This window comes from Pseudomonas sp. NPDC089752 (genome assembly GCF_044748725.1).
GTDB lineage: Bacteria > Pseudomonadota > Gammaproteobacteria > Pseudomonadales > Pseudomonadaceae > Aquipseudomonas.
Genome location: NZ_JBIVGP010000004.1, coordinates 414,008 through 431,043, shown reverse-complemented (window position 1 = coordinate 431,043; position 17,036 = coordinate 414,008). Strand labels below are relative to the sequence as shown.

18 protein-coding genes and 2 rRNA genes are annotated in these 17,036 nt (G+C 61.9%); 16 read left to right on the top strand and 4 right to left on the bottom strand.

Annotated features, from left to right (window positions below):
- From ACIPZF_RS09425 to ACIPZF_RS09405, 5 genes are all read left to right on the top strand, one after another.
- Positions 1-74: ribosomal RNA gene (locus ACIPZF_RS09425) — 23S ribosomal RNA — on the top strand; the annotation flags it as partial.
- A gap of 133 nt (positions 75-207) precedes the next feature.
- A 5S ribosomal RNA gene (rrf, locus tag ACIPZF_RS09420) occupies positions 208-323 on the top strand.
- A gap of 137 nt (positions 324-460) precedes the next feature.
- A complete protein-coding gene (locus ACIPZF_RS09415) occupies positions 461-1,120 on the top strand; it encodes a paraquat-inducible protein A (protein ID WP_400798060.1) in 660 nt (219 codons plus the stop codon).
- Positions 1,107-1,730 (top strand): paraquat-inducible protein A, encoded by a 624-nt coding sequence (locus tag ACIPZF_RS09410; RefSeq protein ID WP_400798057.1) that lies wholly within the window; start codon positions 1,107-1,109, stop codon positions 1,728-1,730. Before ACIPZF_RS09415 ends, ACIPZF_RS09410 begins: the two co-directional genes overlap by 14 nt.
- A complete protein-coding gene (locus ACIPZF_RS09405; RefSeq protein WP_400798055.1) occupies positions 1,723-4,023 on the top strand; it encodes an MlaD family protein in 2,301 nt (766 codons plus the stop codon). The genes ACIPZF_RS09410 and ACIPZF_RS09405 overlap by 8 nt, the downstream gene beginning before the upstream one ends.
- Before the next feature lie 115 nt (positions 4,024-4,138).
- Here ACIPZF_RS09405 and rpsT read toward each other — a convergent pair whose 3' ends face one another.
- Positions 4,139-4,417: a 30S ribosomal protein S20 gene (gene rpsT, locus ACIPZF_RS09400; protein ID WP_003247625.1), complete on the bottom strand. Its 279-nt coding sequence runs from the start codon at positions 4,415-4,417 to the stop codon at positions 4,139-4,141.
- A 250-nt stretch (positions 4,418-4,667) separates the two neighbouring features.
- Here rpsT and murJ point away from each other — a divergent pair, with 250 nt between their 5' ends.
- The 6 genes from murJ to ispH all read left to right on the top strand — a co-directional run bounded on the left by murJ (position 4,668) and on the right by ispH (position 12,003).
- Positions 4,668-6,206, top strand: a complete 1,539-nt coding sequence (gene murJ / locus ACIPZF_RS09395) for a murein biosynthesis integral membrane protein MurJ (protein ID WP_400798052.1) — start codon at positions 4,668-4,670, stop codon at positions 6,204-6,206.
- Between the two features lie 118 nt (positions 6,207-6,324).
- Complete coding sequence (gene ribF / locus ACIPZF_RS09390; RefSeq protein WP_400798050.1) at positions 6,325-7,275, top strand: bifunctional riboflavin kinase/FAD synthetase; 951 nt, start codon at positions 6,325-6,327, stop codon at positions 7,273-7,275.
- Positions 7,272-10,103: an isoleucine--tRNA ligase gene (ileS, locus tag ACIPZF_RS09385; protein ID WP_400798047.1), complete on the top strand. Its 2,832-nt coding sequence runs from the start codon at positions 7,272-7,274 to the stop codon at positions 10,101-10,103. The genes ribF and ileS overlap by 4 nt, the downstream gene beginning before the upstream one ends.
- On the top strand, positions 10,096-10,611 hold the full coding sequence (gene lspA, locus ACIPZF_RS09380) for a signal peptidase II (protein WP_400798044.1): 516 nt from the start codon (positions 10,096-10,098) through the stop codon (positions 10,609-10,611). The genes ileS and lspA overlap by 8 nt, the downstream gene beginning before the upstream one ends.
- Positions 10,604-11,041 (top strand): FKBP-type peptidyl-prolyl cis-trans isomerase, encoded by a 438-nt coding sequence (fkpB, locus tag ACIPZF_RS09375; protein ID WP_012270371.1) that lies wholly within the window; start codon positions 10,604-10,606, stop codon positions 11,039-11,041. Before lspA ends, fkpB begins: the two co-directional genes overlap by 8 nt.
- A gap of 14 nt (positions 11,042-11,055) precedes the next feature.
- The gene (gene ispH, locus ACIPZF_RS09370) at positions 11,056-12,003 is read left to right on the top strand and encodes a 4-hydroxy-3-methylbut-2-enyl diphosphate reductase (protein WP_400798041.1); all 948 of its coding nucleotides are present in this window, start codon (positions 11,056-11,058) and stop codon (positions 12,001-12,003) included.
- Here ispH and ACIPZF_RS09365 read toward each other — a convergent pair whose 3' ends face one another.
- On the bottom strand, positions 12,004-12,483 hold the full coding sequence (locus ACIPZF_RS09365) for a GspH/FimT family pseudopilin (protein WP_400798039.1): 480 nt from the start codon (positions 12,481-12,483) through the stop codon (positions 12,004-12,006). It lies immediately after the preceding gene.
- A 108-nt stretch (positions 12,484-12,591) separates the two neighbouring features.
- On the opposite strand from ACIPZF_RS09365, the gene ACIPZF_RS09360 reads away from it, so the two are divergent.
- Genes ACIPZF_RS09360 through thiO form a run of 5 tightly spaced genes read left to right on the top strand, consistent with a single transcriptional unit; the run spans position 12,592 to position 15,454 of the window.
- Positions 12,592-12,795: a prepilin-type N-terminal cleavage/methylation domain-containing protein gene (locus ACIPZF_RS09360; RefSeq protein ID WP_400798036.1), complete on the top strand. Its 204-nt coding sequence runs from the start codon at positions 12,592-12,594 to the stop codon at positions 12,793-12,795.
- Positions 12,792-13,442, top strand: a complete 651-nt coding sequence (locus ACIPZF_RS09355) for a PilW family protein (protein WP_400798033.1) — start codon at positions 12,792-12,794, stop codon at positions 13,440-13,442. The genes ACIPZF_RS09360 and ACIPZF_RS09355 overlap by 4 nt, the downstream gene beginning before the upstream one ends.
- Complete coding sequence (locus ACIPZF_RS09350) at positions 13,439-13,912, top strand: hypothetical protein (protein ID WP_400798030.1); 474 nt, start codon at positions 13,439-13,441, stop codon at positions 13,910-13,912. Before ACIPZF_RS09355 ends, ACIPZF_RS09350 begins: the two co-directional genes overlap by 4 nt.
- Before the next feature lies 1 nt (position 13,913).
- Positions 13,914-14,303 carry a type IV pilin protein gene (locus ACIPZF_RS09345; RefSeq protein ID WP_400798027.1) on the top strand — a complete coding sequence of 130 codons (390 nt, stop codon included), beginning with the start codon at positions 13,914-13,916 and terminating at the stop codon, positions 14,301-14,303.
- A 53-nt stretch (positions 14,304-14,356) separates the two neighbouring features.
- Complete coding sequence (thiO, locus tag ACIPZF_RS09340; protein WP_400798024.1) at positions 14,357-15,454, top strand: glycine oxidase ThiO; 1,098 nt, start codon at positions 14,357-14,359, stop codon at positions 15,452-15,454.
- A gap of 115 nt (positions 15,455-15,569) precedes the next feature.
- Here thiO and ACIPZF_RS09335 read toward each other — a convergent pair whose 3' ends face one another.
- Positions 15,570-15,800 carry a PP0621 family protein gene (locus ACIPZF_RS09335; RefSeq protein ID WP_400798021.1) on the bottom strand — a complete coding sequence of 77 codons (231 nt, stop codon included), beginning with the start codon at positions 15,798-15,800 and terminating at the stop codon, positions 15,570-15,572.
- A gap of 94 nt (positions 15,801-15,894) precedes the next feature.
- Positions 15,895-16,914 carry an outer membrane protein assembly factor BamD gene (locus ACIPZF_RS09330; RefSeq protein WP_400798018.1) on the bottom strand — a complete coding sequence of 340 codons (1,020 nt, stop codon included), beginning with the start codon at positions 16,912-16,914 and terminating at the stop codon, positions 15,895-15,897.
- Positions 16,915-17,036: the final 122 nt, after the last annotated feature.

Genomic DNA, 17,036 nt, shown 5'->3' with positions numbered 1-17,036 from the left:
GTTGATAGGTTGGGTGTGTAAGCGCTGTGAGGCGTTGAGCTAACCAATACTAATTGCCCGTGAGGCTTGACCATATAACACCCAAGCAATCTGCTGCGCAGATTGTGGTGGTGAAGACGAAACGAACCGAAAGTTCGCGACGAACCACAAATATCGCATATCCGAATTCGCTGGGCTGTCCATCTGGACATTCTGGCTACAGAATTTCTTGACGACCATAGAGCATTGGAACCACCTGATCCCATCCCGAACTCAGCAGTGAAACGATGCATCGCCGATGGTAGTGTGGGGTTTCCCCATGTGAGAGTAGGTCATCGTCAAGATTCATTTCGCAAAACCCCTATCTGCGCGAGCAGGTAGGGGTTTTGTCTTTCTTGAGCTCCTTTTGCCGGAAAGTCGACTCCCACATTTCGAGCTGGAACACTAGAATAGAGCCGACGTACCTATTCAGAACCTCGAGATGCCCAACCCAGTCGAAACCCAAGCGTTAGAGCAGTTGCCGCTCGAAGAGCTGGTCGCCTGTCACGAATGCGACCTGCTCATGCGCAAGCCACAACTGCAGCACGACGAAAAAGCCCTGTGCCCGCGCTGTGGCTATGAGCTGTACGCTCACCGGCATAACGTGGTTAATCGCAGCCTTGCGTTGGTGCTGACGGCACTGCTGTTGTTCGTGCCTGCCAACTTTCTACCGATCATGCAGTTGCATCTGCTTGGGCAGACTTCAGACGATACGGTCTGGAGTGGCGTGGTGGGGCTGTACAACTCGGAAATGCGCGGCGTCGCCGTCGTGGTATTCCTCTGTAGCATGGCGATCCCGTTCCTCAAACTGATGTGCCAGCTGTTGGTGCTGCTAAGCATCCGCCTCAACATAGGGCGCAGTTATGGCCTGCTGTTTTACCGCATCTATCACCACTTGCGTGACTGGGGCATGCTCGAGGTCTATTTCATGGGTGTGCTGGTCGCGATCGTCAAGCTGGTCGACCTGGCTGAGTTGACCGTAGGCCTGGGCCTGTTCTGCTTCATCAGTCTGTTGCTGATTCAGGTGTGGCTCGAAGTGGTGATGTCGCCACACCAGATTTGGAGCGCGTTGTCGGGGGAGGATCTCCATGCGGGCGATTGATGCAGGCATCCTGGTCTGCAATGAATGTCATGAACTGAATCGGCATGAGCCCGACAGTGACTCCCAGACCTGTACGCGCTGCGGCGCCATTGTGCACGCAAGGCGGCCCAACAGCATCATACGGACGTGGGCGCTGCTGATTGCCGCCTCGATTCTGTACATACCTGCCAATATGCTGCCGATCATGACGGTCAGCACGCTGGGGAAGGGAAGCCCGGACACCATCATGTCCGGTGTCATTACCTTGCTCAAGCACGGCATGGTGCCGATTGCTGCGGTGGTATTCATCGCCAGTATCCTGGTGCCCACCTTCAAACTGGTTGGCATCGGTCTGCTGCTGTATTCGGTGCAGCGCCGTCAGCCATTGTCGGCGCGGCAACGCATCTTCATGTACCGCTTCATCGAATTCATTGGTCGCTGGTCAATGCTGGACATCTTCGTCATCGCCATCCTCGTGGCCGTGGTGAATTTTGGCCGCATCGCCAGTGTCGAAGCCAACCTGGGCGCTGTCGCCTTCGCTACTGTGGTGATTCTCACGATGCTCGCTGCTTTAACTTTCGATCCCCGACTGATCTGGGATAACACGGAGTCGGATGACGACCATGAGTGACATGCCAACGGCTAAGACCCGTCCTGCTTCCAATTGGTCTGCCATCTGGATTCTGCCGCTGATCGCGCTGATGATCGGCGGCTGGTTGGCCTGGCAGGCCTACCGCGATGCCGGTGTGGAGATCGAAGTTCGTTTCGAAAGCGGTGAAGGTATCGTCGCCAACAAGACCGAGGTGATCTACAAAGGCATGCCGGTCGGCAAGGTGAAGAGCCTGGTGCTTGATGCTCAAGGTGAGAAGCAGGGGGTGATCGCCACTATCGAGATGAACAAGGCCGCAGAGCCCCACCTGACCAAGGGGACGCGCTTCTGGCTGGTCAAACCGAGTGTCACGCTGGCTGGTATTTCCGGTCTTGAAACATTGGTGTCGGGTAACTACATTGCGGTGAGTCCGGGCGAAGGAGAGCGGACCAAGCGCTTTACCGCGTTGAAGGTGGCGCCACCGCTTTCCGACAGCGAACCGGGCCTGCATCTGACCCTCAAGGCCGACCGCCTGGGCTCGCTCAATCGTGACAGCCCAATTTTCTACAAGCAGATCCAGGTTGGCCGGGTCAAGAGCTATCGCCTGTCCGAAGACCAGAGCACCGTCGAGGTCAAAGTGTTCATCGAGCCGGCCTACGCCAGCCTGGTGCGCAAACACACGCGTTTCTGGAATGCCAGTGGCATCAGCATCGACGCAGACCTGTCTGGGGTGAAGGTGCGCAGCGAGTCGTTGTCCAGCATCGTTGCAGGCGGCATCGCCTTCGCCACGCCGGAACATCGCAAGGACAGCCCGCCTACCGACCCGGGCCTGCCGTTCCGTCTGTATGAAGATTTCGACGCCGCCCAGGCGGGTATCCGTGTCAAGGTCAAGCTGAGTGACTACGAGGGCCTGCAGGCAGGTCGCACGCCGGTCATGTACAAAGGTATTCAGGTCGGATCGCTGAAAACCCTCAAGATGGAAGATAACCTCGGCAGTGCCATGGCCGAACTGACCCTGGACCCGCTGACTGAAGATTATCTGGTCGACGGTACGCAGTTCTGGGTGGTCAAACCTTCCATCTCCCTGGCAGGTATCACCGGCCTGGAAGCCCTGGTCAAGGGTAACTACATCGCCATTCGCCCGGGTGACAAGGGCGCCACGCCTCAGCGCGAATTCGAGGCGCGGGCCAAGGCGCCGCCACTGGACCTCAAGGCGCCAGGCCTGCACATGGTGCTGTTCGCCGATACCCTCGGTTCGCTGGAGGTCGGCAGCCCGGTAATGTACCGCCAGGTCAAGGTGGGTAGCGTGCAGAGCTACCAGTTCGCCCGCAACAGCAATCGCATCCTGATCGGCGTGCACATCGAGAAGGAATACGAGAATCTGGTCAACGGTTCCTCGCGTTTCTGGAATGTCAGCGGCATTACCCTCACGGGCGGCCTCTCAGGCATCAAGATCAAGAGCGAATCGCTGCAGACCCTCATGGCGGGCGGTATCGCCTTCGATACGCCCACGCCGAACGTGGCGCTCAAGCGCCATATTCCGCGCTTCCGCCTGCATGACAGCCAGGAGGCGGTGAACCGCGCCGGTACGCTGATCACCATCCGTGTGGACCGCGCCGACGGGCTCAAGCCAGGTACGCCGATCCGTTTCCGCGGGCTGGATGTGGGCAGTGTCGAAAGTGTCGACCTGACCAAAGACCTGCAAGCGGTGCTGCTGCGTGCACGGATCACCGAAGCGGCAGATCGCATCGCACGGGCCGGGACGCACTTCTGGGTGGTCAAGCCGGCACTTGGCCTGGTGCGCACCGAGAACCTTGATACGCTGATCGGCGGGCAATATCTGGAGGTATTGCCTGCAGTGAAGGACAAAGGCCCGCAGCGCGATTTCATCGCCCTGGCCGATGCGCCTGAAGTCAAAGGTGAGGAAGTTGGCCTGCCGCTGACCCTCAGCGCGCCCCGGCGTGGGTCGATCAAGCCGGGTGTGCCGGTCACCTACCGGGAAGTGGCGGTAGGCAAGGTAACCGGTTTCGAGCTCGGCCAGACCGCGGACCGCGTACTGATCCATATCCTGATCGAGCCACGCTACGCAGCTTTGGTGCGTGGCGGCAGCCGGTTCTGGAACAGCAGCGGTTTCGGTTTTGACTGGGGACTGTTCAAGGGCGCTACTGTGCGTACCGAGTCGTTGGAGACGCTCATCGATGGCGGCATTGCGTTCGCCACCCCTGACGGTGAGCAGATGGGCAATCCGGCGCGGCCGCAACAGACCTTTGCCTTGTTCGACAAGCCGGAAGATGCCTGGCTGCAGTGGGCGCCAAAGATTCAGATCGCCAAGTAATGGATCAGAGGGGTTGCCAGGTGCAACCCCTTTTTTTAACTACCGTACGCGCCCGTCATAAATCGCAGGCAATAAAAAACCGACCCTAGGGTCGGTTTTTCGACTAAAGCGTCGCTTAGGCGGCTGCAGCTTCTTTCAGCGCCTTGATGTGGCCATTCAGACGGCCTTTGTGGCGAGCAGCTTTGTTCTTGTGGATGATACCTTTGTCGGCCATACGGTCGATTACTGGTACAGCCAGAACGTAAGCGGCTTGCGCTTTTTCGGCGTCTTTTGCGTCGATGGCTTTAACTACATTCTTGATGTAGGTGCGGACCATGGAACGCAGGCTGGCGTTGTGGCTGCGACGCTTCTCAGCCTGTTTTGCACGTTTCTTGGCGGAAGGTGTGTTGGCCACCGTCGAGCTCCTCGAAAGACTTTAGGTAAATAGCAAACAAAATAGGCCGCGAATCATGCCGATGACTGGATCGGATGTCAAGGCCACCTGCAAGGTTCCGCCGAGCGGCGCACCAACAGGAGGGAAATATTCCTTTCTGCTGCACGACCTGTAAACTCGGGAATTTTTGGCTCCCCTGCGAAGGCGCGGGAGTATCGCACATTCGGTCGCTGTCTGGCAGCGTCCTTTGCCCTTGGCGTGAATCTTTTCGATGAACCTGCTCAAATCCTTGGCTGCAGTCAGCTCCATCACCATGGTTTCCCGGGTGCTGGGCTTCGTGCGTGACACCATCCTGGCCCGTGTTTTTGGCGCCGGCGTGGCCACCGACGCCTTTTTCATCGCCTTCAAGCTACCCAATCTGCTGCGGCGGATTTTTGCCGAGGGCGCATTTTCCCAGGCGTTCGTGCCGATCCTGGCCGAATACAAGACCCAGCAGGGCGAAGAGGCGACGCGTACCTTCATCGCTTATGTCAGCGGCCTGCTGACGCTGGTCCTGGCCCTGGTCACGGTGATTGGCGTCTTCGCTGCCCCCTGGGTGGTATGGGCCACCGCGCCGGGTTTTGTCGACAATGCCGAGCAATACCAGCTGACCACCGACCTGCTACGGGTGACCTTTCCTTATATATTGCTGATCTCGCTGTCGTCCCTGGTCGGCGCGATCCTCAATACCTGGAACCGCTTCTCGGTCCCGGCCTTCACCCCGACCCTGCTCAACGTGGCGATGATCATCTTCGCCGTGCTGCTCACGCCGTATTTCGACCCGCCGATCATGGCGCTGGCCTGGGGCGTGCTGGCCGGTGGTCTGGCGCAGTTGCTGTACCAGCTGCCGGCGCTGAAGAAGATCGGCATGCTCGTGCTGCCGCACCTGAACTTGCGTGACAGTGGCGTGTGGCGGGTGCTCAAGCAGATGCTGCCGGCCATTCTCGGCGTTTCGGTCAGCCAGATTTCGCTGATCATCAACACCATCTTCGCCTCCTTCCTGGTGGCCGGCTCGGTGTCGTGGATGTACTACGCCGACCGCCTGATGGAACTGCCTTCGGGTGTGCTCGGCGTAGCGTTGGGCACCATCCTGCTGCCGACCCTGGCCAAGACCTACGCCAACAAGGACCGCGAGGAGTATTCGCGGATCCTCGATTGGGGCTTGCGCCTGTGCTTCCTGCTGGTATTGCCGTGCACCCTGGCCCTGGCGGTCCTGGCCGAGCCACTGACTGTTGCGCTGTTCCAGTACGGCAAGTTCAGCGCCTTCGATGCAGCGATGACCCAGCGCGCGCTGATCGCCTATTCGGTAGGCCTGCTGGCAATCATTCTGGTCAAGGTGCTGGCACCGGGCTTCTATGCGCAGCAGAATATCCGTACGCCTGTGCGCATCGCGATCTTCACCCTGGTCTGCACCCAGCTGTTCAACCTGGCCCTGGTCGGCCCTCTGCAACACGCTGGCCTTGCTTTGGCGATCAGCCTGGGCGCCTGCCTCAATGCCGGGCTGCTGTTCTGGAAGCTGCGCAGCAAGCAGTTGTTCCAGCCGCAGCCGGGCTGGACCATGTTCCTGCTCAAGCTGGTGCTGGCAGTGACCTTGATGGTGGCGGTGCTGCTGGTGGGCATGCACTACCTGCCGGCCTGGGAACAAGGCAACATGCTGCAGCGATTCATGCGCCTGGGCGCGTTGATCGCGGCCGGTATCGTGACCTATTTTGGTTGCCTCTACCTGTGCGGCTTCAGGCCTCGGCATTTCGCCCGCAAGGCCCTGCATTGATGTAGAGGGCGGGTCAAACGTCGGTTTTTCCTCTTCCACGCCGCACCCTGGCGCTGTTGCCTGTCACCAACGCCCGGGTGTGGTTATAATCGGCCACTTTATGAGCAAGAAGCGCGTTATGCAGCTGGTTCGAGGTCTTCACAACCTGCGCCCCGAGCATCGGGGCTGTGTCGCCACCATTGGCAACTTCGACGGGGTTCATCGTGGCCACCAGGCGATCCTGGCGCGCCTGCGCGAGCGCGGCCATGAATTGGGCCTGCCGACGTGCGTGGTGATCTTCGAGCCGCAGCCGCGCGAATATTTCGCCCCGGACACCGCGCCTGCTCGCCTGGCGCGCTTGCGTGACAAGGTCGAGCTGCTAGCTGGCGAAGGTGTCGACCGGGTCCTGTGCCTGGCCTTCAACCAGCGCCTGAGCAAACTCAGCGCCGATGAATTCGTCAAAACGATCCTGGTCGACGGCCTCGGCGTGCGCCACCTCGAAGTAGGCGACGACTTCCGCTTCGGTTGCGACCGCGCTGGCGATTTCGCCTTCCTGATCGAGGCTGGCAAGCAATACGGCTTCACCGTCGAAGCCGCCAACACGGTGATCCAGGATGGCCTGCGGGTCAGCAGCACCGAAGTGCGCAAGGCGTTGTCCGAGGGCAACTTCGAACTCGCCGAGCACCTGCTGGGCCGCCCGTATCGCATCACCGGGCGCGTGCTGCACGGCCAGAAGCTGGCCCGTCAGCTCGGCACGCCCACCGCCAACATCCAGCTCAAGCGCCGCCGCGTGCCGCTGTCCGGGGTCTACCTGGCCAGCATCGAAATCGACGGCAAGGCCTGGCCGGGCGTTGGCAACATCGGGGTGCGCCCGACGGTGGCCGGTGACGGCCGCCCGCACCTCGAGATACATCTACTGGACTATGCCGGCGATCTGTATGGCCGGCGCCTGACGGTGGAATTCCACCACAAGCTGCGTGAAGAGCAGCGATTCGCCTCCCTGGAGGCGCTGAAGTCGGCGATCGATGCGGATATCGCCGCCGCACGTGCACATTGGCACGCTCAACCGCTAACCAAGAGCCTGAAATGACCGACTACAAAGCCACGCTTAACCTTCCGGACACCGCCTTCCCCATGAAGGCCGGCCTGCCTCAGCGCGAACCGCAAATTCTGCAGCGCTGGGACAGCATTGGCCTGTACCAGAAGCTGCGCGAAATTGGCAAGGATCGTCCGAAGTTCGTCCTGCACGACGGCCCGCCCTATGCCAACGGCAAGATCCACATCGGTCATGCGCTGAACAAGATTCTCAAGGACATGATCGTCCGTTCCAAGACCCTGTCGGGCTTCGACGCGCCCTACGTGCCGGGCTGGGACTGCCACGGTCTGCCGATCGAGCACAAGGTCGAAGTCACCCATGGCAAGCACCTGACCGCCGACCGCACCCGCGAACTGTGCCGTGAGTACGCCGCCGAGCAGATCGAAGGGCAGAAGACCGAGTTCATCCGCCTGGGTGTGCTGGGCGACTGGGACAACCCGTACAAGACCATGAACTTCGTCAACGAGGCCGGTGAAATCCGCGCCCTGGCCGAAATGGTCAAGCAAGGTTTCGTGTTCAAGGGCCTCAAGCCTGTTAACTGGTGCTTCGACTGCGGTTCGGCCTTGGCCGAAGCCGAAGTCGAGTACGCCGACAAGAAATCGCAGACCATCGACGTGGCCTTCCCGGTGGCCGACGCCGACAAGCTGGCCGCCGCATTCGGCCTGGCCTCGCTGGCCAAGCCCGCCGCCATCGTGATCTGGACCACCACCCCGTGGACCATCCCCGCCAACCAGGCGCTGAACATCCACCCGGAGTTCAAGTACGCCCTGGTCGATACCGGCGAGCGTCTGCTGGTGCTGGCCGAAGAGCTGGTCGAGGCCTGCCTCAAGCGCTACAACCTGGAAGGCTCGGTCATCGCTACCGCCCAGGGTTCGGCCCTGGAGCTGATCAACTTCCGCCACCCGTTCTACGACCGCCTGTCGCCGATCTACCTGGCCGACTACGTCGAACTGGGCGCCGGTACGGGTGTGGTTCACTCCGCGCCTGCCTACGGTGAAGACGACTTCGTCACCTGCAAGCGCTACGGCATGGTCAACGACGACATCCTTACCCCGGTGCAGAGCAACGGCGTGTATGTCGAATCGCTGGACTTCTTCGGCGGCCAGTTCATCTGGAAGGCCAACCCGGCCATCGTCGACAAGCTGAGCGAAGTCGGTGCGCTGATGCACACCGAAACCATCAGCCACAGCTACATGCACTGCTGGCGCCACAAGACCCCGCTGATCTACCGCGCCACCGCGCAGTGGTTCGTCGGCATGGACAAGCAGCCAACCACCGGCGAGCCGCTGCGTGAACGCGCGCTCAAGGCCATCGAAGACACCACCTTCGTCCCGGCCTGGGGCCAGGCGCGCCTGCACTCGATGATCGCCAACCGCCCAGACTGGTGCATCTCGCGTCAGCGCAATTGGGGCGTGCCGATTCCGTTCTTCCTGCACAAGCAGACTGGCGAGCTGCACCCGCGTACCGTCGAGCTGATGGAAGCCGTGGCCAAGCGCGTCGAACAGGAAGGCATCGAGGCCTGGTTCAAGCTGGACGCCGCCGAACTGCTCGGTGACGAAGCCGGCCAGTACGACAAGATCAGCGACACCCTGGACGTCTGGTTCGACTCGGGCACTACCCACTGGCACGTGCTGCGTGGCTCGCACAACATCGGCCACGCCACCGGCCCGCGCGCCGACCTCTACCTGGAAGGTTCCGACCAGCACCGCGGCTGGTTCCACTCGTCGCTGCTGACCGGTTGCGCCATCGACAACCACGCGCCGTACCGCGAGCTGCTGACTCACGGTTTCACCGTGGACGAGAACGGCCGCAAGATGTCCAAGTCGCTGGGCAACACCATCGAGCCGGAGAAGGTCAACAACACCCTGGGTGCCGACATCCTGCGCCTGTGGGTCTCGGCCACCGACTATTCCGGTGAAATGGCCGTTTCCGAGCAGATCCTGCAGCGCAGCGCCGACGCCTACCGCCGTATCCGCAACACCGCGCGCTTCCTGCTCTCCAACCTGTCCGGCTTCGACCCGGCTCATGACCTGCTGAAGCCGGAAGAGATGATCGCCCTGGACCGCTGGGCGGTGGACCGTGCCCTGCTGCTGCAGCGCGAGCTGGAAGAGCACTACGGCGAATACCGTTTCTGGAACGTCTACTCGAAGATCCACAACTTCTGCGTGCAGGAGCTGGGTGGCTTCTACCTCGACATCATCAAGGACCGCCAATACACCACCGGCGCCAACAGTGTCGCCCGTCGTTCCTGCCAGACCGCGCTGTACCACATCAGCGAGGCACTGGTGCGCTGGATCGCGCCGATCCTGGCTTTCACCGCCGACGAAATCTGGCAGTACCTGCCGGGCGAGCGCAACGAGTCGGTGATGCTCAACGGCTGGTACCAGGGCCTGAGCGAACTGCCGGAAGGCACCGAGCTCGACCGTGCCTACTGGGATCGCGTGATGGCAGTCAAGGCTGCGGTCAACAAAGAGCTGGAAAACCAGCGGACTGCCAAGGTCATCGGCGGCAACCTGCAGGCTGAAGTCACCCTGTTCGCCGAAGAAGGCCTGAGCGCCGACCTGGCCAAGCTGGGCGATGAGCTGCGCTTCGTGCTGATCACCTCCGCTGCCAGCGTGGTGCCATTCGCTCAGGCGCCGGCTGAAGCCGTGGCCACCGAAGTCGAAGGTCTCAAGCTGAAAGTGGTCAAGTCCGGCCACGCCAAGTGCGGCCGTTGCTGGCACTTCCGTGCCGACGTTGGCAGCCACCCGGAGCACCCGGAAATCTGCAGCCGTTGCGTCGACAACCTGAGCGGTTCCGGTGAGGTGCGCCACTATGCCTAACCCTTCGGCAGGGCGCTTCGGGCGCCTTCCCTGGCTGTGGCTGAGCTTGCTGGTCCTGGTCCTCGACCAGGCCACCAAGCTGTATTTCAACAACGCGCTGACCATGTACCAGCAGATCGTCGTCATCCCTGACTACTTCAGCTGGACGCTGGCCTATAACACTGGCGCCGCTTTCAGCTTCCTCGCCGATGGCGCCGGTTGGCAGCGCTGGCTGTTCGCCCTGATCGCCGTGGCGGTCAGTGCGGTGCTGGTGGTCTGGCTCAAGCGCCTGGGGCGCAACGAGACCTGGCTGGCGGTAGCGCTGGCCCTGGTGCTGGGTGGGGCCATTGGCAACCTGTACGATCGCGTCGTGCTTGGCCATGTGGTCGACTTCATCCTGGTGCATTGGAAGAACACCCATTACTTCCCAGCCTTCAATATCGCTGACAGCGCCATCACCGTTGGCGCGGTAATGCTGGCGCTGGACATGTTCAAGAGCAAGAAGACGGAGGACGCGGTCCATGACTGACACCCGTATCGGCCAGAACACCGAAGTCACCCTGCACTTCGCGCTGCACCTGGAAAACGGCGACACCGTCGACAGCACCTTCGACAAGGCCCCGGCCACCTTCAAGGTCGGCGACGGCAACCTGCTGCCTGGCTTCGAAAGCGCGTTGTTCGGCTTCAAGGCCGGCGACAAGCGTACAGTGGTCGTAGCGCCGGAGAATGCCTTCGGCCAGCCCAACCCACAGAATGTGCAGGTCATGCCGAGGTCCAACTTCGAGGGCATGGAGCTGTCCGAGGGGCTGCTGATCATCTTCAACGATGCCGCCAACACCGAGCTGCCGGGTGTGGTCAAAGCATTCGACGATGACCAGGTAACCATCGACTTCAATCACCCACTGGCTGGCAAGACCCTGACCTTCGAGGTGGAGATCCTCGAGGTGAAGGCCCTGTAAGCCTGGAGCCGAGCATGCAAATCAAACTCGCCAACCCTCGCGGCTTCTGCGCCGGGGTCGACCGGGCGATCGAGATCGTCAACCGTGCGCTGGAAGTCTTCGGCCCGCCGATCTATGTGCGCCATGAAGTGGTGCACAACAAGTTCGTGGTGGAAGACCTGCGCAACCGTGGCGCCATCTTCGTCGAAGAGCTGGACCAGGTGCCCGACGACGTCATCGTCATCTTCAGTGCCCACGGTGTTTCCCAGGCCGTGCGCCAGGAGGCCGCCGGCCGTGGCCTGAAGGTGTTCGACGCCACTTGCCCACTGGTGACCAAGGTGCATATCGAGGTCGCCAAGTACAGCCGTGATGGCCGTGAGTGCATTCTCATCGGCCATGAAGGGCACCCGGAAGTCGAAGGCACCATGGGCCAGTACGACGCCAGCAACGGCGGCGCCATCTATCTGGTCGAAGACGAGGACGATGTCGCCAAGCTGGAAGTGCGCGACCCGGACCACCTGGCCTTCGTCACCCAGACCACGTTGTCGATGGATGACACCAGCCGTGTCATCGACGCCCTGCGCGCACGCTTCCCGAACATCGGTGGCCCGCGCAAGGACGACATCTGCTACGCCACCCAGAACCGTCAGGACGCAGTCAAGCAACTGGCCGGCGAATGCGACGTGGTACTGGTGGTGGGCAGCCCCAACAGTTCCAACTCCAACCGCCTGCGTGAGTTGGCCGAGCGCATGGGTACCCCGGCCTATCTGATCGATGGCGCCGAAGACATGCAGCGCGGCTGGTTCGATCAGGCGGCACGCATCGGCATCACCGCTGGCGCTTCGGCACCCGAAGTGCTGGTGCGTGGCGTGATCGACCAGCTCAAGGCCTGGGGCGCCACCGGCGCCGAAGAGCTGGATGGGCGCCCGGAGAACATCACGTTTTCCATGCCCAAAGAGCTGCGGGTCCGCTCGCTGATCTGATCAGGAGTCTGCGCACAGGGAGCCTTTCATCTCGTCTGTGCGCAGGCTGATCCTGCCGCTGCTTGCCAGCACCACGCGATAAAGGCTTGGGCCGGCTTTTTTTTCGCAGACCTCCAGCCTGCCACCAAACCCGTTCCACGGTGTGCCCAGCGCACTGAACCTGATTTGCCCTCCGGTATTGGCCGCGATGTTCACTGGCCGTGGGAGACGCTGTTCACGCAGTACTCGCTGATTATGTTCCAGCATCACCCGCCACCCTTTTCCCCAATCCTTATCCAACGATTGCACCAGCACTGGCTGACCTTGCAATACGGCATGGCTGCGTGCGCTGCGCAGCGTCTGGGCCAGGTCGCGAGCCACAGCTGCTTTGTGTAGGTCATCGCTGAGCCTTGCGTAGGCCGGCAGGCCGAGCTGTGTCAGTAACGTTGCCATGGCCAGCGCAAACATCATTTGTATGAGTGTTACACCCTGTTGCTTCACCGTGCATTCCTCCCTGGAAGTGCTTGGCTTAGCTTCAGGCTCGCCGGACAAGAGGTCCAGTCGGCCAGGTTTCAAACCATCGCGGGAAAAGTCGCAGGAGGTGCAGGGATGCACGCAAGGCAGCGGGGCATGACGCTCCTGGAAGTATTGTTGGCCGTGGGCGTGGTCAGTGCGGGAATGTTCGCCGCAGCGGCTTTGCAGATCCAGGCACTGCAAGCCACTGACGCGGCGCATCGTGAGGTACAAGGGGCGCTGGCCGCGCACACCCTGAATGAGCGAGCCAGGGCTGCCGGCACGGTGCGCCAGCCATGAGGCGCAGGCACAGAGGCTTTGGTCTGATCGAAGCCATGCTGGCGCTTGCTATTGGGCTGATGCTGCTCACGGCCGCCAGCCGGCTTTTCGTTTCCGCCCACCAGAGCTGGCGGTTGCAGGGCGCGGCGCTGCTCATGCAGGCAGACGCCCGGCTGGTGTTGCTGCGCATCGCCCAGGATATCCGCATGACCGGCATGTTCGGTTGCTTGCGCCTGAAGCCGAGTGACTTCAAGGATTCCGCCTCGCGCGATGCCTTTGCCCAGCCTTTGCAAGTACGCTCAACCAACCTGACCCTGACTGTGGCGGAGCTTCCCGGATACGCCGGGGCGCCGGAATGGATGTTGCAAACGGACTGCATCCGCGACGTGCTGGTTGGCGAGAGCCTGGACAAAAGCAATGACCGACTTTTGTCGTATGCGGTTAGCCGACATATCTATCGACTCTCGGGGACCACGCTGTATTTCAAGCGAGGGAGGGACCGCTCCCAGCCGCTGATCGACCATGTGCGCGAGCTACGTTTCGAGCACGTGCAAACGCTTGAAGGCGGGCGGGTCGATATCGCACTGACGTTGTACGAGCCGACGTTGGATATCGAGCAGCACTACGACCTCAGCGTGGCAGTCCGCAACCCGCAGGCCCGACCGTGAAGCGTCAGCGTGGCGTGGTACTTCTGCTGGCGCTGGTCCTGAGCCTGTTGCTTGGCCTGCTGGCGGCATCCGCACTGCGTGATGCGCTGGTGGAGACACGCATGAGTGGCCACTTGCGCGACGGCTTGCAAGCCTTCGAGCAGGCAGAGGCCACATTGCAGGCCGCTGAGGACGAAGTGCTACGTGCTCCGCCAGCCTTGTGTCAGCTCTGCCTGCCACCTGCGCGCCCCCATGAACTGGAAGGGCAATGGCAAGCCAGCAATGCCGGCTTCTTTCAACTGCAAAATCTGGGCGTAAGCACGCGTGCCCTTCACATGCCGGAGGGTGAGCCGGTCACGCTGTACCGCGTCACGGCCGTTAGCCGGCAGCTAGCGGCAAGGCAGGTGCTGGAAACGGTCTATGCCGTCCCGGCCGCTCAAGCACAAGCGCCCCAGCGCATTCTCTGGCGACAAAGGCTGAAGGAAGACTGACATGCAGCAAGGCCTGAGCCTGATCGAGTTGTTGATTGTCGTGGCCGTCACCGGCATTCTGGCAGCCATTGCCTACCCCAGTTACAGCGACCAGCTCAGGCGAGCCGCACGCAGCGAAGTGGTTGGCCTGCTGCATGACGCCGCCTTGCGCCTGGAGCGCCATCGCATGCGCACCGGCCAGTACGCCGAGGGCGACCCGGCACTGCCCACCGCCAACCGTCACTACAGCCTGCAGGCCGAACGCGGCAGCGACACCTTCACGCTGCGCGCACGCCGGCTGCCGCATGGCCTGATGGCCGAAGATCGCTGTGGCGATTTTATGCTCGACCAGGCTGGCGTGCAGAGCAATCCTGGCGGCACCGAGGCCAGCGAGCGCTGTTGGGGAAGCTGAAGGTTGAATGATGCCCGTGCATCGCGGTTTTACTTCAGGTGTTGGATCGACAGATGAGCAAGCGAGTAGTGGTGGTCGGTGGCGGAGTGATCGGCCTGCTGACGGCGTTCAACCTGGCGGCGAAGGTCGGCCAGGTGGTGGTGTGCGATCAGGGCGAAGTGGGGCGCGAGTCGTCCTGGGCCGGCGGCGGTATCGTCTCGCCGTTGTACCCGTGGCGTTACAGCCCGGCAGTGACCGCACTGGCGCACTGGTCGCAGGATTTTTATCCACAGCTGGGCGAGCGCCTGTTCGCCAGCACCGGCATCGACCCCGAGGTCTATACCACCGGCTTGTACTGGCTTGACCTGGACGACGAAGCCGAGGCCCTGGCCTGGGCAGATCGCGAGCGGCGGCCACTCAGCGCGGTGGATATCTCTGCAGCCTACGACGCTGTCCCGTTGTTGGGCCCTGGCTTCAACCACGCCATCTACATGGCCGGTGTGGCCAACGTGCGCAATCCGCGGCTGGTTAAATCCCTCAAGGCGGCGCTGCTGGCATTGCCCAACGTAACCTTGCGCGAGCACTGCCAGATCACCGGGTTCGTTCAGGTGGGTGGGCGTGTCGCTGGCGTGCAGACACAAGACGGCGCGTTGCAGGCCGATGAGGTGGTGCTCAGTGCTGGCGCCTGGAGCGGCGACCTGTTGCGCACACTAGGCCTTGATTTGCCGGTGGAGCCGGTAAAGGGCCAGATGATTCTGTTCAAGTGTGCCGAGGACTTTTTGCCGAGCATGGTGCTGGCAAAGGGGCGCTACGCGATTCCGCGCCGTGACGGGCATATCCTGGTGGGCAGTACGCTGGAACACGCCGGGTATGACAAGACGCCGACCGAGGATGCGCTGGCAAGCCTCAAGGCTTCGGCGCTGGAACTGCTGCCGGAATTGAAGGATGCCACGGTGGTGGGGCACTGGGCCGGTCTGCGGCCGGGGTCGCCTGAAGGCATTCCCTATATCGGGCCGGTGCCGGGGCATGAGGGGTTGTGGTTGAACTGTGGGCATTACCGTAATGGGCTGGTGCTGGCGCCGGCTTCGTGTCAGTTGTTTACGGATCTGCTGACGGGGGCGGAGCCGATCATCGATCCGGCGCCGTATGCGCCCGAAGGGCGCCTGGGCTGAACTCGCCGGGCCTGCCCCTGTGGGAGCGGCTTTAGCCGCGAAGCAGGCGACGCGTAGGGATGGCACCGGCTTCGCCGGTGTTCGCGGCTGAAGCCGCTCCCACTGGGTTCTGTGCTCAGCCTTGCCGGCCAGGCCCTCGCTCAAGATGCGCCGGGCTGCAATACCACTCATTGCCGCGGTGCAGCGCCCGGTCATTGGGCAGGTGCACGCCGCAATGGGCGCAGCGCACCATCTGCAACGGCGCGTCGAGTTTCGGCTCGGACGGCGATTGCTGGCTGATCTTGAATTTGCGCCACAGCCAGAACGCGGCGGCGATCAGGGCGATCCAGAAAAGTAGGCGAACCATGGTGTTCAGCTTGTCGAGAGAAGAAGCCGACAGTCTAGGGCGCGGCCAATAAAAAAGGGAGGCCTCAGGCCTCCCTTTCTTGTACCGCGGTGAATCAGTCGAACAGACCAAAGGTCATGTAGCTGAACCACGAGCGGTCCTTCTCGGCTTCTTTCGGCCCTTCCGGCAGGATCGGGTCGCCGTTTTCGTCTTTCGGCAGCAGGTCCTGCGGCATCTCGGCGCGGGCGTCCTGGAACTGGCGGACCACGTCCTGGTTGGCGCGGGTTTCACCCGGCGGCAACGGCGTGTCGGTTTCGATCAGGCCCAGGGTGGCCTTGGACAGCCAGCCACGGCCATCAGACTCGGCCTGCTTGGGCTGGAACTCGCCATCGACCAGGCTCGGGTGGTTCGGGTAGTTGAGCTTGAGGGTTTCCAGGCTGGTGGCAGCCAGTTCGTCCAGGTGCATCTTCTGATACGCCTCGACCATCACTGCCAGGCCGTCGCCGACCGATGGGGTTTCCTGGAAGTTCTCGACCACATAGCGGCCACGGTTGGCGGCGGCCACGTAAGCCTGGCGGGTCAGGTAGTAGTCGGCCACGTGGATTTCATAGGCAGCCAGCAGGTTGCGCAGGTAGATCATGCGCTGCTTGGCGTCCGGCGCGTAGCGGCTGTTGGGGAAGCGGCTGGTCAGCTGGGCGAACTCGTTGTACGAGTCACGCGCGGCGCCCGGGTCACGCTTGGTCATGTCCAGCGGCAGGAAGCGCGCCAGCAAGCCACGGTCCTGGTCGAACGAGGTCAGGCCCTTGAGGTAGTAGGCGTAGTCGACGTTCGGGTGCTGCGGGTGCAGGCGGATGAAGCGCTCGGCAGCCGATTTGGCAGCCTCGGGCTCGGAGTTCTTGTAGTTGGCGTAGATCAGCTCGAGCTGGGCCTGGTCGGCGTAGCGGCCGAACGGGTAGCGCGATTCCAGGGCCTTGAGCTTGTTCACGGCGCTGTTATAGCTGGAGTTATCCAGGTCGGCCTGAGCTTGCTGGTACAGCTCGGTCTCGCTGAGGTTCTCGTCAATGACCTCTTTATTAGAGGAACAGGCCGCGGTAAGCCCGAGGATGGCGATCAGCAGCAGGTGTTTCACTTGCATGGCGGCTTGCGTCCCTTTGACGGCCGCTGTCTTGGGCGGTGCCGTCCTGTTATGATGAGCGCCCCGGCCAACCCCGGGACAAAAGAAGCCGTATTTAACCACAAGCGTGCAGCCGAAACCAA

Coding starts and splice junctions, on each gene's coding strand:
- ACIPZF_RS09415 (WP_400798060.1), top strand. CDS start 461: ATGCCCAACCCAGTCGAAACCCAAGCGTTAGAGCAGTTGCCGCTCGAA.
- ACIPZF_RS09410 (WP_400798057.1), top strand. CDS start 1,107: ATGCGGGCGATTGATGCAGGCATCCTGGTCTGCAATGAATGTCATGAA.
- ACIPZF_RS09405 (WP_400798055.1), top strand. CDS start 1,723: ATGAGTGACATGCCAACGGCTAAGACCCGTCCTGCTTCCAATTGGTCT.
- murJ (WP_400798052.1), top strand. CDS start 4,668: ATGAACCTGCTCAAATCCTTGGCTGCAGTCAGCTCCATCACCATGGTT.
- ribF (WP_400798050.1), top strand. CDS start 6,325: ATGCAGCTGGTTCGAGGTCTTCACAACCTGCGCCCCGAGCATCGGGGC.
- ileS (WP_400798047.1), top strand. CDS start 7,272: ATGACCGACTACAAAGCCACGCTTAACCTTCCGGACACCGCCTTCCCC.
- lspA (WP_400798044.1), top strand. CDS start 10,096: ATGCCTAACCCTTCGGCAGGGCGCTTCGGGCGCCTTCCCTGGCTGTGG.
- fkpB (WP_012270371.1), top strand. CDS start 10,604: ATGACTGACACCCGTATCGGCCAGAACACCGAAGTCACCCTGCACTTC.
- ispH (WP_400798041.1), top strand. CDS start 11,056: ATGCAAATCAAACTCGCCAACCCTCGCGGCTTCTGCGCCGGGGTCGAC.
- ACIPZF_RS09360 (WP_400798036.1), top strand. CDS start 12,592: ATGCACGCAAGGCAGCGGGGCATGACGCTCCTGGAAGTATTGTTGGCC.
- ACIPZF_RS09355 (WP_400798033.1), top strand. CDS start 12,792: ATGAGGCGCAGGCACAGAGGCTTTGGTCTGATCGAAGCCATGCTGGCG.
- ACIPZF_RS09345 (WP_400798027.1), top strand. CDS start 13,914: ATGCAGCAAGGCCTGAGCCTGATCGAGTTGTTGATTGTCGTGGCCGTC.
- thiO (WP_400798024.1), top strand. CDS start 14,357: ATGAGCAAGCGAGTAGTGGTGGTCGGTGGCGGAGTGATCGGCCTGCTG.
- ACIPZF_RS09335 (WP_400798021.1), bottom strand. CDS start 15,800: ATGGTTCGCCTACTTTTCTGGATCGCCCTGATCGCCGCCGCGTTCTGG.
- ACIPZF_RS09330 (WP_400798018.1), bottom strand. CDS start 16,914: ATGCAAGTGAAACACCTGCTGCTGATCGCCATCCTCGGGCTTACCGCG.